The 15,467-nt window shown below is 69.9% G+C and carries 14 protein-coding genes; 10 read left to right on the top strand and 4 right to left on the bottom strand.

Translation table 11 applies throughout. The features are described 5' to 3' along the window. The first annotated feature begins 53 nt into the window (after window positions 1–53). The 5 genes from rpsO (at window position 54) to J4N02_RS10170 (ending at window position 5,582) form a co-directional block, all read left to right on the top strand. Window positions 54–317 (top strand): 30S ribosomal protein S15, encoded by a 264-nt coding sequence (rpsO, locus tag J4N02_RS10190; RefSeq protein ID WP_182815814.1) that lies wholly within the window; start codon window positions 54–56, stop codon window positions 315–317. 276 nt (window positions 318–593) lie between these two features. Then, the gene (locus J4N02_RS10185) at window positions 594–2,816 is read left to right on the top strand and encodes a polyribonucleotide nucleotidyltransferase (RefSeq protein WP_188332881.1); all 2,223 of its coding nucleotides are present in this window, start codon (window positions 594–596) and stop codon (window positions 2,814–2,816) included. A gap of 281 nt (window positions 2,817–3,097) precedes the next feature. Next, the gene (locus J4N02_RS10180; protein ID WP_182815816.1) at window positions 3,098–4,006 is read left to right on the top strand and encodes a hypothetical protein; all 909 of its coding nucleotides are present in this window, start codon (window positions 3,098–3,100) and stop codon (window positions 4,004–4,006) included. Between the two features lie 132 nt (window positions 4,007–4,138). Continuing rightward, window positions 4,139–4,870 (top strand): 4-hydroxy-tetrahydrodipicolinate reductase, encoded by a 732-nt coding sequence (gene dapB / locus J4N02_RS10175; RefSeq protein WP_188332846.1) that lies wholly within the window; start codon window positions 4,139–4,141, stop codon window positions 4,868–4,870. A 4-nt stretch (window positions 4,871–4,874) separates the two neighbouring features. Continuing rightward, window positions 4,875–5,582: a DUF2993 domain-containing protein gene (locus J4N02_RS10170; protein WP_188332847.1), complete on the top strand. Its 708-nt coding sequence runs from the start codon at window positions 4,875–4,877 to the stop codon at window positions 5,580–5,582. Here J4N02_RS10170 and J4N02_RS10165 read toward each other — a convergent pair whose 3' ends face one another. Together J4N02_RS10165 and J4N02_RS10160 are read right to left on the bottom strand one after the other, a co-directional pair. Further along, entirely contained in the window at window positions 5,583–6,626 is a 1,044-nt protein-coding gene (locus J4N02_RS10165; RefSeq protein WP_188332848.1) for a glutathione S-transferase family protein, read from the bottom strand. A gap of 56 nt (window positions 6,627–6,682) precedes the next feature. Further along, a complete protein-coding gene (locus J4N02_RS10160) occupies window positions 6,683–7,633 on the bottom strand; it encodes a sugar-binding transcriptional regulator (protein WP_188332849.1) in 951 nt (316 codons plus the stop codon). A 106-nt stretch (window positions 7,634–7,739) separates the two neighbouring features. On the opposite strand from J4N02_RS10160, the gene J4N02_RS10155 reads away from it, so the two are divergent. From J4N02_RS10155 to glpK, 3 genes are all read left to right on the top strand, one after another. After that, window positions 7,740–9,467, top strand: coding sequence for a glycerol-3-phosphate dehydrogenase/oxidase (locus J4N02_RS10155; protein ID WP_188332850.1), 1,728 nt, complete (start codon window positions 7,740–7,742; stop codon window positions 9,465–9,467). 116 nt (window positions 9,468–9,583) lie between these two features. Further along, a complete protein-coding gene (locus tag J4N02_RS10150; protein ID WP_188332851.1) occupies window positions 9,584–10,348 on the top strand; it encodes an MIP/aquaporin family protein in 765 nt (254 codons plus the stop codon). Window positions 10,349–10,431: 83 nt separating this feature from the next. Then, a complete protein-coding gene (gene glpK, locus J4N02_RS10145; protein ID WP_188332852.1) occupies window positions 10,432–11,946 on the top strand; it encodes a glycerol kinase GlpK in 1,515 nt (504 codons plus the stop codon). 128 nt (window positions 11,947–12,074) lie between these two features. Here the strand turns inward: glpK and J4N02_RS10140 are convergent, their stop codons facing one another. Beyond that, window positions 12,075–12,623, bottom strand: coding sequence for a GNAT family N-acetyltransferase (locus J4N02_RS10140; RefSeq protein WP_188332853.1), 549 nt, complete (start codon window positions 12,621–12,623; stop codon window positions 12,075–12,077). Between the two features lie 71 nt (window positions 12,624–12,694). Further along, window positions 12,695–13,312: an AAA family ATPase gene (locus J4N02_RS10135; RefSeq protein WP_182815833.1), complete on the bottom strand. Its 618-nt coding sequence runs from the start codon at window positions 13,310–13,312 to the stop codon at window positions 12,695–12,697. A 100-nt stretch (window positions 13,313–13,412) separates the two neighbouring features. Here J4N02_RS10135 and J4N02_RS10130 point away from each other — a divergent pair, with 100 nt between their 5' ends. Together J4N02_RS10130 and rpmB are read left to right on the top strand one after the other, a co-directional pair. Then, complete coding sequence (locus tag J4N02_RS10130) at window positions 13,413–15,095, top strand: ribonuclease J (RefSeq protein WP_208090928.1); 1,683 nt, start codon at window positions 13,413–13,415, stop codon at window positions 15,093–15,095. 108 nt (window positions 15,096–15,203) lie between these two features. Beyond that, window positions 15,204–15,398, top strand: a complete 195-nt coding sequence (gene rpmB / locus J4N02_RS10125) for a 50S ribosomal protein L28 (RefSeq protein ID WP_182815835.1) — start codon at window positions 15,204–15,206, stop codon at window positions 15,396–15,398. Window positions 15,399–15,467 lie beyond the last annotated feature (69 nt).

Below are 15,467 nucleotides of genomic sequence, written 5' to 3'. Positions count from 1 at the left end.
AGAGAGCCGCCCACCCGGGAACGGCACCGCGCAACGGACGAGGGGAGCTGCACATGGATGCCGCAACGAAGAAGGCCATCATCGAGGAGTACGCGACGAAGCCGGGCGACACGGGTTCCCCCGACGTCCAGATCGCGCTGCTCAGCAAGCGCATCGCGCACCTGACCGAGCACCTCAAGCAGCACAAGGGTGACCACCACAGCCGTCGTGGCCTCATGCTGCTGGTCGGCCAGCGCCGTCGCCTGCTGAACTACGTCGCCAAGAACGACGTCGAGCACTACCGTGCGCTGATCGCCCGTCTCGGCCTGCGCCGTTGACGTACACGACCTGAGTCAGGGGGTGGCCCGTGCGGCCACTCCCTGATTCGCATGTCAGGCGCTAGCCTGACCCACGGGGCGACACCGGTGTCCCACCGGCGAGCCCGACACAACTGAAGACATGTCCACCGCTGCACCTGGCCCGCGCTGTTCGGTCCTCGGTAGTGGCCTCCGGGGCGCGAAGCGTCCCGTGGGCCTCGATCGAAGACCGAAACCCTACGAGAGAGATGGCCGGAGCTCAGGTGTCGCACACTTGAAAGGAAAGACTCCATGGCCATGGAGGGTCCCGACGTCCGCTTCACCGAGGCGGTCATCGACAACGGTTCGTACGGCAAGCACGTCGTGCGCTTCGAGTCCGGTCTGCTCGCGAAGCAGGCCAACGGCGCCGCCGCCGTGTACCTCGACGAGGACACGATGCTGCTGAGCGCCACCACCGCCCAGAACAACCCGCGTGACGCGATCGACTTCTTCCCGCTGACGGTCGACGTCGAGGAGCGCATGTACGCCGCGGGCCGCATCCCCGGCTCGTTCTTCCGCCGCGAGGGCCGCCCGTCCGAGGCCGCCATCCTCGCGTGCCGCCTCATCGACCGCCCGCTGCGCCCCTGCTTCGTCAAGGGCCTGCGCAACGAGGTCCAGGTCGTCGTCACCGTCATGGCGCTGAACCCGAACGTCCGCTACGACGTGCTCGCGATCAACGCCGCCTCGGCCTCCACCACGCTCGCCGGCCTGCCGTTCGCCGGCCCGGTCGGTGGCATCCGCGTCTCCCTCATCGGCGACCAGTGGGTCGGCTTCCCGACCGTGGAGCAGATGGAGGACTCCGTCTTCGACATGGCCGTCGCCGGCCGCGTCCTGCCCGACGGCGACGTCGCGATCATGATGGTCGAGGCCGGTGGCACCGAGACCACCGTCGACCAGGTCCGCGCCGGCAAGAAGGCCCCGACCGAGGATGTCGTCGCCTCCGGTCTCGAGGCCGCCAAGCCGTTCATCAAGGCCCTGTGCGAGGCTCAGGTCGAGCTGGCCAACCAGCTGCCCAAGGCCATGAAGTCGTTCCCGGTCTTCCGCGACTACGAGGACGACGTCTACGAGGCCGTCGCCCAGACCGCCACGGAGCGACTCCAGGCCGTGATGAGCATCGCCGGCAAGCACGAGCGTGAGACCTCCACCGAGGACCTGCTCGCCGCCGTCCGCGAGGAGGTGGGCCCCCGCTTCGAGGGCCGCGAGAAGGAGGTCACCGGCGCCTACCGTGCCCTGACCAAGAAGGTCGTCCGCCGCAAGACCCTCACCGAGGGCGTCCGCATCGACGGCCGCGGCACCCGCGACATCCGCACCCTGTCGGCCGAGGTCGGCGTGCTCCCGCGCGTCCACGGCTCGGCTCTGTTCATGCGCGGCGAGACCCAGATCCTGGGCGTCTCCACGCTGAACATGCTCGACATGGAGCAGAAGCTGGACACGCTCTCGCCCGAGACGACCAAGCGCTACATGCACAACTACAACTTCCCGCCGTACTCCACCGGTGAGACCGGCCGCGTCGGTTCGCCGAAGCGCCGCGAGATCGGCCACGGCGCGCTCGCCGAGCGTGCGCTGGTGCCGGTGCTGCCGGCCCGCGAGGAGTTCCCCTACGCGATCCGCCAGGTCTCCGAGGCCCTCGGCTCGAACGGCTCGACCTCCATGGGGTCGGTCTGCGCCAGCTCGCTGTCGCTGATGAACGCCGGCGTGCCGCTGAAGGCCCCGGTCGCGGGCATCGCGATGGGCCTCATGAGCGAGGAGATCGACGGCGAGATGCGCTACGTCGCGCTCACCGACATCCTGGGTGCCGAGGACGCGCTGGGCGACATGGACTTCAAGGTCGCCGGCACGCGTGACTTCATCACCGCGCTCCAGCTCGACACCAAGCTCGACGGCATCCCGTCGGAGGTGCTCGGCTCGGCGCTGCAGCAGGCCCGCGAGGCGCGCCACACGCTGCTCGACGTGATGAACGAGGCCATCGACGTCCCCGACGAGATGAGCCTCTACGCGCCGCGCATCATCACGGTGAAGATCCCGGTCGACAAGATCGGCGAGGTCATCGGCCCCAAGGGCAAGATGATCAACCAGATCCAGGACGACACCGGCGCCAACATCTCGATCGAGGACGACGGCACGATCTTCATCGGCGCGACCAACGGCGAGTCCGCCGAGGCCGCCCGCTCGATGATCAACGCTATCGCCAACCCGACGATGCCCGAGAAGGGCGAGCGCTATCTGGGCACCGTGGTGAAGCTGATGGCGTTCGGCGCCTTCGTCTCGCTGCTGCCCGGCAAGGACGGCCTGCTGCACATCAGCAAGCTGCGCACGCTGAACAACGGCAACCGCGTCGAGAACGTCGAGGACGTCCTCTCCGTCGGCCAGAAGGTCCAGGTGGAGATCTCCGACATCGACGAGAAGGGCAAGCTCTCGCTGGTCCCGGTCGTCGAGGTCGAGAAGAAGGCCGAGGACGCCGAGGCCCCGGCCGAGGCCTGAGCCCCGGTCCGCTGACCAAGGACGGCGCCGCTCCCACCCGGGGGCGGCGCCGTTCCGCGTCCCGGTGTGGCGATTACCGGGTGTCGCGATCCTGAGCGGCTGGCGTCCGGGCAGGTGGCTGGCCGAGACTCACTCAGCTGGCGTTGCAGCGCCGGGCGAGTTCGTCTGGGGCAGCGGATTGGACGAGCGCCAGCCGAGTGGGTTCCCGGGAGGGCGAACGGACAACAAACGGACAACACCTCGACCCACCGAATCGCCGTCGGAGCGGGTTGGCTGGTCCCATGGAACCGCGGATCTGGTCCACCTCCGACCTCGCCGAGCTCAAGGGGTGGGGCCCCATGGAGGTGCGGCGTGCCCTCCGTGAGGGCCGTCTGACCCGGGTCCGACGCGGGTCGTTCATCGAGGGCGCCGCGCCGCGACCCGTGGAGGCGCACAAGGCGCGGGTCAGGGCGACGGTGGGCACGCTCGGGGAGCACTCCGTGGTGAGCCACGTCTCGGCGGCGGTCCTCCACGGACTGCCGGTGCGACAGTCCCAGCTCGCGACCGTGTGGACCACGCGGCCCGGTTCCAACGGCGAGCGGACGCCGACGCTGCGGGTGGTCCGCGCCCCGGTCGCCGAGGACGAGCGCACGGTGGTGCACGGCGTCCCCGTCACGACACTGGCCCGCACCGTGGCGGACCTGGCGCGCACGGTCCCGTTCGAGTGGGGCGTCGCGGCTGCCGACGCAGCTCTTCGCGGGGGGATCGGTCGCGCCGTGTTGGAGCAGGCGCTCGACCGTGCGAGGAGGCGTCCCGGGCTGCGGCGGGCACGTCGCGTCGTCGCCTTCGCCGACGGCCGGGCCGAGTCGCCCGGGGAGTCGCTGAGCCGCGCGTTGTTCCTCCTCCACGACGTGCCCGCGCCCGTGCTCCAGCGCGAGGTCAGGACGGCGTCCGGGTTCGTCGTGGGGCGCGGTGACTTCGGGTGGGAGGACGACCATGTCATCGGCGAGTTCGACGGGGCGCTGAAGTACGACGGAACCCACGGTCGGCCGGAGGACGTGATCATGGCCGAGAAGCGACGGGAGCAGGCGTTCCGGGACGAGGGCTGGTGGCTGGTGCGCTGGGGCTGGGGCGAACTTGCCCGACCGGCCGTGCTCGCGGCGAGGATCCGGACCGCGTTGGCACAGGGTCGCTCTGATCGTGCGTCCTGACCGGCGCTCGGTCAAGCCGCCGCCCGAGCCGGACCCAGCTGCCGTTGCAACGCCAGCTACGTGTCGGCAGGCCGGTTCCGTGGCCGGATAACAGCAGGGCGAGGACGAGAGGGCCACCGTAGGATGGCACCCATGCTGAAGGTTGCGGTGTTCGGCGCCCGGGGGCGCATGGGGCAGGAGCTGTGCCGGGCGATCGGCGAGGCGGACGACCTCGAGCTGGTCGCGGCGCTCGACGTGGGCGACGACCGCGAGCCGGCCCGTGCGGCCGACGTGGCCGTCGACTTCACCGTCCCGGACGCCGTCATGGGCAACCTCGAGTGGTGTGCGGAGCAGGGCATCCACGCCGTGGTGGGCACGACCGGCATCACCGCCGAGCGGCTCGAGCGCATCCGCGAGCTGTTCTCCGGGGACGCGAACGCCGTGGTCGCCTCGAACTACTCGATCGGTTCGCTGCTGATGATGAAGTTCGCCGAGATCGCCGCGCCCTTCTTCGAGTCGGTCGAGATCATCGAGCTCCACCACCCCAACAAGGTGGACGCCCCCTCCGGCACCGCCGTGACCACCGCTGGCCGGATCGCCGCCGCCCGCGCCGCGGCCGGGCTCGGCACCACCCCCGATGCCACCGAGCTCGACCCCGACGGCGCCCGCGGCGCCAAGGTCGACGGGATCAGCGTGCACTCGGTGCGCCAGCGCGGGCTGTTCGCCAACCAGGAGGTGCGCTTCGGCAACGAGGGCGAGCAGCTCGTCATCACCGAGAACGGGTTCACCCGCGGCGCGTACATGCCGGGCGTCCTGGCCGCCGTCCGGGCCGTGCCCACGCTCCCGGGCGTGACCGTGGGCATCGAGTCACTGCTGGGGATCTGAGCCCATGAAGCGCTTCCTCGGGGTCCTGGTCGTGCTGGTGCTGCTGCTCGCCGGCCTGGTCGTGGGGGGCGCCTACGTGTTCGACGACCGCATCCGGTCGACCGTCGAGGACCGGGTGGCCGTCGAGCTGCAGCGCAGCGTGCCGTTCGCGACGCGACCGACGGTGGGCATCGAGGGCGAGCCCCTCGCGCTGCACCTGGTCACGCGTGAGTTCCCGAGCGTGAACGTCCGGGCGCGCGAGATGCCGGTGCAGGCGGCGCAGGGGACCACCATCCCGCTGTACGACGTCGACTTCACCCTCACCGGCGTCCGCTACGAAACGGACGCCGTGCACGCGGCCTCGCTGACCGGTGGCGGGTGGCTCGACTACGCCGACCTCGCGGCCGTGGCCGGGGCACGGATCCAGCCGACCGAGGACGGGCGCCTCGCTCTCGAGCGCGACGTCGAGTTCCTCGGTGTCGCCTTGACCGGACGCCTCGTGGGCCGGGCCGCGCTCGACCGGGCCACGCAGACGATCACGCTGACCGACACCGAGCTCGACCTGGCCGGCGTCGCGATCCCGCCCGACGCCACGCAGGCCCTGGTGGACGCGATCCTCCAGCCGATCCCGGTGGCCCTGCCCTACGGCCTCCAGCTCAGCGCGCTGGAACCGGGGGAGCAGGGCCTGGACGTGGTCGTGGACGCGACCGACGTCACGTTCCCGACGCGCTGATCAGGCCAGCTCCACCGGGTTGGGGGAGCGCTCGCCGTTGCGGACCCGCCCGGGGGGCGTCCCCTCGCCGAAGGGCGACCCGTCGAGCTTCGCGCGGTCGTGCAGGCTGAGCCACTCCACGGGGTCCGGCCCCTTCGGCACGATCTGGTTCGGGTTCAGGTCGGTGTGCACGATGTAGTAGTGGCGCTTGATCTGCTCGAAGTCGATCGTGTCGCCGAACCCGGGGGTCTGGAACAGGTCGCGCGCGTACGCCCACAGCACCGGCATCTCGGTGAGCTTGTTCCGGTTGCACTTGAAGTGGCCGTGGTAGACCGCGTCGAAGCGCACCAGCGTGGTGAACAGGCGCACGTCGGCCTCGGTGATCGAGTCGCCCATGAGGTAGCGCCGGTCCGACAGGCGCAGCTCGAGCCAGTCGAGGGCCTCGAACAACCGGTCGTAGGCGGAGTCGTAGGCCTGCTGGGTGCCGGCGAAGCCGCACCGGTACACGCCGTTGTTCACCTCGGTGAAGACCCGCTGCATGACCTCGTCCATCTCCTCGCGCAGTTCCTCCGGGTAGAGGTCGGGGGCGCCGGGGCGGTGGAACTGCTTCCACTCCGTGGAGAAGTCGAGGGTCATCTGGTTGAAGTCGTTGGTGACGACCGCCCCGGTGGTCTCGTCGACGATGGCGGGCACCGTGATGCCGAGTGAGTACTCGGGGTCGCGCTTGAGGTAGGCGTCCTTGAGCTTGGCGATGCCCAGCACCGGGTCGACGCCGTCGGGGTCGAGGTCGAAGGTCCACGAGTCGGCGTCGTGGGTGGGGCCTGGCAGGCCGAGGCTGATCGCGTCCTCCAGGCCCAGCAGACGCCGCACGATGATCGTCCGGTTCGCCCACGGGCAGGCTCGCGCGGCGATGAGGCGGTACCGGCCTGGTTCGACGGCCACGGCGTCCTCACCGTCGTCGACGGTCCGCTTGACGCGCGTGGCGATGTAGCGGGTGTCGCGGTCGAACTCCTCACCCTTGCGGGAGTACACACCGCCCTTGCTGTGCTCGGGTCGCTCGGCCATGACACCACCGTCTCACGCCGGGACGCCCCACGGCCACGTCTCGCCGCGGGGGACCTCTACAGCCGACGCAGCGTGGCCCGGGCGGTCGCCTCGTCCAGCACGAGGTCGGTCGCGACCCCGGCTCGCAGGGCCCCGACCACCGCCGGCGCTCGCAGCGGGTCGGCCACCACGCAGATCCGACGGGACACGCGCGCCAGCTCGCCCGGAGTGAGCCCGGTGGCCCGTTCGTTGGCGGCGATGTCGGCGTAGCTGCCGTCCTCGCGCAGCAGCACCGTGCAGATGTCGCCGACGACGCCGTCGGCGGCCAACTGCAGGCGCTCGTGCTCGTCGAGGTAGCCGGCGGCGTACACGTGGGAGGGGATGGAGCCGGTCAACGAACCCACCCCGAAGATGGCGACGTCGAGGCGGGCGAGCTGGTCCAGCACATGGCGCACCGACCGCTCGCGCCACATGGCGGCCTTGGTGTCGGGGTAGTCGAAGAACGCCGGCACGGGGAAGAGGACCACCGCGGAGTCGAACGCGTCACCGATCGACTGCATGATTTCGCGGATGTAGGGCACGCCGGACGACCGCTGGTTGGCGCCCCCGTTCATCTGGATGATCGCGCTGCCCGTCAGCGGCCGGTGGCGCAGGTGCTTGGTCAGCGACGCCATGGTGACGCCCCACGCGACCCCGATGTTCATCGAGTCGCCGACGACCTCCGTGAGCAGGCCGGCGGCGCGTTGGGCGACCTGGTCGATGCGTGCCATGGGGGCGAGGCCCCCGCGCAGGGCGACCAGATGAACCCGGACACCGAAGGCGTCCGACAGTGACCGGGCGACCGGCGCCTGCGAGCTCGACCCCTCGGCGATGGTGATGCGCACCAGACCGGTCTCGCGCGCGTCGGCCAGCAGGCGCGACACCGTCGAGCGCGAAACGTCGAGCCCGTGGGCGATCGCCTCCATCGTCTCGCCCTGGACGTAGTAGCGCGTTGCCGCGCGGTACATCTGTTCGTAGCGCTCGTTCACCGCCTGCCTCCTCGCTGCACGTTCGTGCAGAAGCGTGCACCATCCGTGCAGTTGGGACAAGATGGGCCCGTCAGCGACGAAGACGACGCACACCTGGAGCCCAACGATGACCATTCCTGCCCTTAATCCGACTCAGCGCGCGCGCGACCTCGAGGCGGTGACCGACGAGACGTTCGACATCCTGGTGATCGGGGGCGGCGTGACGGGCGCCGGCGCCGCGTTGGACGCCGCCACGCGCGGGCTGAGCGTGGCGATCGTGGAGGCCCAGGACTGGGCCTCGGGCACGTCCAGCCGCTCGAGCCGGCTGATCCACGGCGGCCTGCGCTACCTCTACAACCTTGACTTCGCCCTCGTGGCCGAGGCCCTCGCCGAGCGCGGTCGCCTGCTGACCACGCTCGCCCCCCACCTCGTCAAGGCCCAGCCGTTCCTCTGGCCCCTGAAGCAGCGCGTCATCGAGCGCGCCTACTCCGCGGTCGGTGTGGGCCTCTACGACGTCCTCGCCGTGGCGGGCGCCGGCGGCCGCAAGACCGTTCCGATCCAGAAGCACCTCAGCAAGCAGGGGGCCAAGGAGCGCTTCCCCGACGTGCGCGACGACGCCCTCATCGGTGCGATCGAGTTCTACGACGCCCGCGTCGACGACTCGCGCATGGTCATCAACCTCGTCCGCAGCGCCGTGCGCCACGGCGCCCGGGCGCTCTCGCGTGCCCAGGTGGTCGGCCTCGTGCAGGACGCCGGGGGTCGCGTCGGCGGCGCCACGGTCAAGGACCTCGAGTCGGGCGAGGAGTTCACCATCAAGGCGCGGGCCGTGATCAACGCCACCGGCGTGTGGACCGAGACGACCCAGGCGTACGCCAAGACCACCAAGGGCCTGAAGGTGCTCGCCAGCAAGGGCATCCACATCGTGGTGCCGCGCGAGCGCATCAACGCCCGCTCCGGCATGTTCCTGCGCACCGAGAAGTCGGTGCTGTTCATCATCCCGTGGCGCCACTACTGGGTGATCGGCACCACCGACACCGCGTGGCACGAGCAGTTGAAGCACCCCGTGCCCACCGCGGCCGACATCGACTATGTGCTGGACCACGCCAACGCCGTCCTGTCCGCCAACCTGACCCGCGACGACGTGATCGGCACCTACGCCGGGCTGCGGCCGCTGCTGCAACCCGTCGGGCACGACGAGGCCAAGTCGGCCAAGGTGTCGCGCGAGCACACGACGCTGGAGGCGGCGCCCGGCCTCGTGGTGATCGCCGGCGGCAAGTACACGACCTACCGCGTCATGGCGGCGGACGCCGTCGACGTCGCCCTCGGCAAGGTGCGCGCCAAGGAGCTGCCGTCGATCACCAAGGACGTCCCCCTGCTGGGCGCCGATGGGTTCGAAGCCTTCGCGCGGCGGGCGGCGTCCCTCGGCGCACAGTACGAGCTGACCTCCGAGCAGGTCGAGGACCTGCTCGACCGCTACGGCTCGGAACTGCCTGCTCTGTTCGCCCTCATCGACGAGGATCCCTCTCTCGGCCAACCGCTCGAGGCGTGCCCGTGGTACCTGCGGGCCGAGGTCGCCTTCGCGTGCCTGTACGAGGGTGCCCTCCACCTCGAAGACATCCTCATCCAGCGCATCCGGCTGAACTCGACCACGCCCGACCGTGGGGCGTCCGCGGTCGACGAGGTGGCGCAGATCGCCGCTCCCTTGTTGGGATGGGACGACGAGCGCACGGCGTCGGAGAAGGCCAACTACACCGCGCGAGCCGCCGCTGAGCTCGCGGCCCAGGAACAGCCGAACGACGCTGCGGCGTCGCAGGCCCGCATCGAGGCTACGGATGTGACGCCGTCCTCGTTGTAGAACACCCCTGGCTCGTCGTAACCGCGGCGGGCCACCATCACCCAACCAGTGGCGACCCCGCTCTCCGCGGACGCCGTTTCGGCACTCGCATCGTCGATGCCAGAAAGTGAGATCATGTGTCTCTAGGAACCGTCTTCCTCTCGGAGGTCGTCGGCACGGCGATGCTGCTGTTGCTCGGCGGTGGCGTCGTCGCCAACAACATCCTGCCCAAGAACAAGGGCGCAGGCACCGGCTTCCTGCACGTCAACTTCGGTTGGGGCCTCGCGGTCTTCGCCGGTGTCCTGGTGGCGTACAAGTCCGGTGGCCACCTGAACCCCGCTGTCACGTTGGGCCTCGTCGCCGCGGGCAACGAGGAGTTCGTGCCCGGCATCGCCGTGAACGCGATGTCGATCGCCACCTACATCAGCGCCCAGATGCTCGGCGCCTTCATCGGTGCCGTGCTCTGCTGGCTGGCCTACAAGAAGCAGTTCGACGATGACGCCCCCGCGGGCGCCAAGCTCGGCGTCTTCTCGACCGGCCCCGAGATCCGCAACCCGCTGTGGAACCTCGTCACCGAGGCCATCGGCACCTTCGTGCTGGTGCTGGTCGTCCTCGCGTCCGGCAACTGGGGCGACTCGGCCACCAACACCCCGGCCGGCCTCGGCTGGCTCGGCGCCCTCGGCGTCGCCCTGCTGGTCGTCGGCATCGGCGCCTCGCTCGGTGGCCCCACCGGCTACGCCATCAACCCGGCTCGTGACCTCGGCCCGCGCATTGCGCACGCCGTGCTCCCGATCCCGAACAAGGGCAGCTCCGACTGGGGCTACAGCTGGGTCCCGGTTGTGGGCCCCATCATCGGCGGCGTGCTCGCCGGCCTCATGAGCGGCGTGCTGCTCCCCGCCTGATCCACCCCGCACCACGGGTGGCCGGACGCCGGGCGTCCGGCCAGCCACCCCAACCGATCAACACAACGATGTGAAGGAACACCATGACTGGCAAGTACGTCCTCGCCATAGACCAAGGCACCACCAGCTCGCGTGCCATCATCTTCGACCACAGCGGCCAGATCGTGGCCACGGGCCAGAAGGAGCACGAGCAGATCTTCCCGCGCGCCGGGTGGGTCGAGCACGACCCCAAGGAGATCTGGGACAACATCCGCGAGGTCGTCGCCGAGGCGCTGGCCAAGGCGTCCATGAACCAGGACGACATCGTGGCCGTCGGCGTCACCAACCAGCGCGAGACCGCGATGGTGTGGGACAAGAACACCGGCGAGCCGGTCTACAACGCGATCGTGTGGCAGGACACCCGCACTGACAAGATCGTCAAGGAGCTCGGCGGCGGCGACGACGACAAGTACAAGGCCAAGGTCGGCCTGCCCCTGGCCACCTACTTCTCGGGCCCGAAGGTCAAGTGGATCCTCGACAACGTCGAGGGTGCGCGCGAGAAGGCCGAGGCCGGCGACCTGATCATGGGCAACATGGACACCTGGGTCATCTGGAACCTCACCGGCGGCACCGACGGCGGCGTGCACGTGACCGACGTCACCAACGCCTCCCGCACCATGCTGATGGACCTCGACACGCTCGCATGGGACGAGGGCATCGCCAAGGACATGGGCATCCCCATGTCGATGCTGCCCGAGATCAAGTCGTCGTCCGAGGTGTACGGCGAGGGCCGTGCGCATGGTATGCTCAGCGGCGTCCCGATCGCCGGTGACCTGGGCGATCAGCAGGCCGCGACGTTCGGCCAGGCTGCCTTCGAGGTCGGCATGGCCAAGAACACCTACGGCACCGGCTGCTTCATGCTGATGAACACCGGCGAGGAGAAGGTGCCCAGCAAGAACGGCCTGCTCACCACGGTGTGCTACAAGATCGGCGACAACAAGCCGATCTACGCCCTCGAGGGTTCGATCGCGGTCACCGGCTCGCTGGTGCAGTGGTTGCGCGACAACCTGAGAATGTTCGACTCGGCCCCCGAGGTCGAGGAGCTGGCCAACTCGGTCGAGGACAACGGTGGCGCCTACCTGGTGCCGGCGTTCTCCGGCCTGTTCGCGCCGTACTGGAGGTCGGACGCCCGCGGTGCGCTCGTCGGCCTCACCCGCTTCGTCAACCGTGGTCACATCGCCCGCGCCGTGCTGGAGGCCACCGCCTACCAGACGCGCGAGGTGCTGGACGCCATGGAGGCCGACTCGGGTGTGCAGCTGGCCGAGCTCAAGGTCGACGGCGGCATGACGATGAACGACACGCTCATGCAATTCCAGGCCGACCAGCTCGGCGTGGACGTCGTCCGCCCCGTCGTCGCCGAGACCACCGCGCTGGGTGCGGCGTACGCCGCCGGCATCGCGGTCGGTTTCTGGGACGGCGAGCAGGACGTCATCGACAACTGGGCCGAGGCCAAGCGCTGGACCCCTTCGATGCACGAAGACGAGCGTGCGCGCCTCTACCGCAACTGGAAGAAAGCCGTGACCCGGACCTTCGACTGGGTCGACGACGACGTCACCTGACGCTGATCAGACCGGACGCCGCCCGCGGGAGTTTCCCGCGGGCGGCGTTCCGCGTTGCCGGACGGAGCGGCGTCCAGGTGTCAGTTCTGGCCGTCGGTGGGTCACGTGGCGGAGCGAGCGCCGCGGGGTCAGCCCAGCGCGGTGTGCAGGCGGATCATCTTGACCGACGCCGCCTCGTCCTCGGTGCCGACGGTGCGGTGGCTGCCGTCGGGGGCCCAGCCGGCCGAGTCGAGGAAGCGGCGCAGGGGGTCGTCGGTCGAGCGCACCCACCACGTGGCGCGGGTGAAGCCGTCGGCACGCAGGGTGTCGGCGACGGCGTTCAGCAGCCGTGACCCGTGGCCCTGGCGCTGGGCGGGCGGGTCGACGATGAACTCGCCGACCATCGCGTCCTGGCCGGGGTGGGCGTCGTCGTCGTCGGAGGGGCCGATGGCCGCGAACCCGACCACGCGCCCGTCCTCGATCGCCACCAGCACCCGGAACTTCGCCAGCGGCGGCTTGGCGATCGCGTGCGCCCACGACTCGGTCATGCTCGCGAGGTCGACCGACGCGAGCACGTGCTCGGCCACGTCGGTGGGGAACAGTTGCTGCCAGCTGCGGCGCTGGATCGCGGCGATCCGCTCGGCCTCGGCCGGGAGGGCGAGGCGGCAGGAGTCGGGCGTACGGGGAGCGTCGGTCACCCCGACATGCTAGCGGCGCCCGGACGCCCCCACGGGGGAGGCGTCCGGGCGCCGGTCGAGCGTGGGCCGGGTCAGGCCTTCTTGGCCTCCACGGCGGCCTTGATGATGGACACGACGGCCGCGACGGGCAGCTGCGAGCCGTTCACCACGAGGTCGTACCAGTCGTTGGTGCGCGGGTCGAAGTGGTAGGTCTTGTCGGACAGCTGCGAGCGGAACTCGTCCTCGATCACCTGGCGCTTCCGGGCCCGGTCCTCACCGATGCCGCTGGCCTGCGCCGCGAACGCCACGCGACCCGCCACGGGGCCGTCGAGCTTCACGTGCAGGGTGTTGGGCCGGTCGCGCAGGATGTACTGCCCGTTGCGGCCCTGGATCACGCCGCCGACCGTGGCGGCCTGGCGGACCACGGCGGTGTTCTCCTCCGCCATCGCGGCGTAGTTCGACTCGGACGCGGTCGCCGCGGCCGACACCGCGCCGTCGTAGGTGAAGTTGGCGGGTGCGAAGTTGCGCAGCAGGCGTCCGAGCGCCCCCTCGCGCTCGCGCTCGGCGGTGGCCTGCTCGATCGCCTCCGACGAGTAGGCCTGCTTGTGCAGCGGGAGCTTGAGGTCGGCGGCGAGGGCCTCCGCGACCGCCTCCATGTTCGACCCGTACGTCTCCCACAGGGTGATCACGAGCGGGGTCTGTCCTGCCATCACGTCCTCCTCAGGGTGGTGTTCCTTTCGGTTCATGCTAATCGTCGCGGCCCCGCCCGGCGGGAGATTGTCTTTGTTGCCACCGGGCTAGAGTGACCCCGTGCGTGAAGCCCTCAAGACACCGCCCCAGCTCGCTCCCGACACCCTCCGGATCACCCCTCTGGGCGGCCTGGGGGACGTGGGCCGCAACAGCGCGACCTTCGAGGTCAACGGCGAGATCCTGATGGTCGACTGCGGGGTGCTGTTCCCCGACGAGACCCACCCCGGTGTCGACCTGATCCTGCCCGGCCTGCACCTGGTCAACGACCGGCTCGACGCCATGGTGGCGCTCGTGCTGACCCACGGCCACGAGGACCACATCGGCGCCGTGCCCTACCTGCTCCGCCGCCGTCCCGACATCCCCGTGCTCGGCAGCAAGCTCACGCTGGCGTTCGTGCGCGAGAAGCTCAAGGAGCACCGCATCCGCAACACCGACCTGCGCGAGGTCGAGGAGGGGTCGCGCACCCGGATCGGCGGGTTCGACCTGGAGTTCATCGCGGTGAACCACTCGATCCCCGACGCGCTGGCGGTCCACATCCGCACCCCGGGCGGCAGCGTGCTTCACACCGGCGACTTCAAGATGGACCAGCTGCCCCTCGACGGGCGCATCACCGACCTGCGCGCCTTCGCCAAGGTGGGGGAGGAGGGGCTCGACCTGTTCATGGTCGACTCCACCAACGCCGAGACGCCGGGCTTCACGACGCTGGAGAAGGACATCCAGCCCGCCATGGAGCGCGTGTTCGCCCACGCCCGCGGCAAGCTGATCGTGGCCTGCTTCGCCTCCCACGTGCACCGCGTGCAGCAGGTCATGGACGAGGCCGTGAAGTACGGCCGCAAGGTGGTCTACGTGGGCCGCTCGATGGTGCGCAACATGTCGATCGCCGCCCAACTCGGCTACCTGAACGTGCCGGGCGACACCCTGATCGCGCTCGACGACATCGAGAACTACGCCGACCACGAGGTCGTGATCATCTCCACCGGCTCGCAGGGCGAGCCGCTGAGCGCCCTGAGCCGCATCGCCAACCACGAGCACCCGATCATCCGGGCCGGCCACGGCGACACGGTCCTGCTGGCCAGCTCGCTGATCCCCGGCAACGAGAACTCGGTCTACCGGGTCATCAACGGCCTGACCAAGAACGGCGTGAAGGTCGTGCACAAGGCCAACGCGCTCGTGCACGTCTCCGGCCACGCCTCGGCCGGCGAGCTCCTCTACTGCTACAACATCGTCCGGCCCCGCAACGTGATGCCGGTGCACGGCGAGGTGCGCCACCTCGTCGCCAACGCCGAGTTGGCCATCGCCACGGGCGTCCCGCGCGAGAACACCGTCGTGGTGGAGGACGGCGCCGTCGTCGACCTGCGCAACGGCCGGGTCAAGGTCGTCGGACGCCTCGAGTGCGGCTACATCTTCGTCGACGGCTCAACCGTGGACGAGATCGGCGAGGCGGAGCTGGACGAGCGCCGGATCCTGGGCGAGGAGGGGTTCATCTCCGCGATCGCGGTGGTCAGCCTGCACGCCGGCACGCTCGTCGAGGGCCCGATCATCACCGCCCGCGGCTTCGTGGGCGCGGAGGGCATCTTCGACGACATCACCGCCGAGGTGGCCGCCGCGCTGCGCCAGGCCCTCGAGGAGGGGGCCGAGGACACCCACCAGCTGCAGCAGGTGATGCGCCGGAGGATCGGCCGCTGGGTGAGCAAGAAGTTCCGGGCCCGCCCCATGATCGTGCCGGTGGTGCTGGCCACCTGAGCGCCGATTTTCCTGTCCGCCCGCCATCGGTTAGGATGGGCAGGTTCCATTTCGAGCATTGGTCCCGACGCGTGTCGTCGCGGGGGCCGACCACCAAAGGAGATACCCATGGCCGCCGTGTGCGATGTCTGCGCCAAGAAGCCGACCTTCGGCCACAACGTGCCCTGGTCGAAGAAGAAGACCAACCGCCGCTGGAGCCCGAACATCCAGTCCGTCCGTGCGTTCGTCAACGGCGGCACCAAGCGCATGAACGTGTGCACCGGCTGCCTCAAGGCCGGCAAGATCGCGCGCGCCAAGATCTGACGCACCACCACGTGAAGACCCGCCACGGCGGGTCTTTTCGTTTGCCCGGGCACGGGCGGCGGCCCGGTC

Source organism: Propioniciclava sp. MC1595 (assembly GCF_017569205.1).
Classification (GTDB): Bacteria; Actinomycetota; Actinomycetes; order Propionibacteriales; family Propionibacteriaceae; genus Propioniciclava.
The sequence above is the reverse complement of the archived record's forward strand: the minus strand, read 5'-3'. Positions and strand labels throughout refer to the sequence as shown.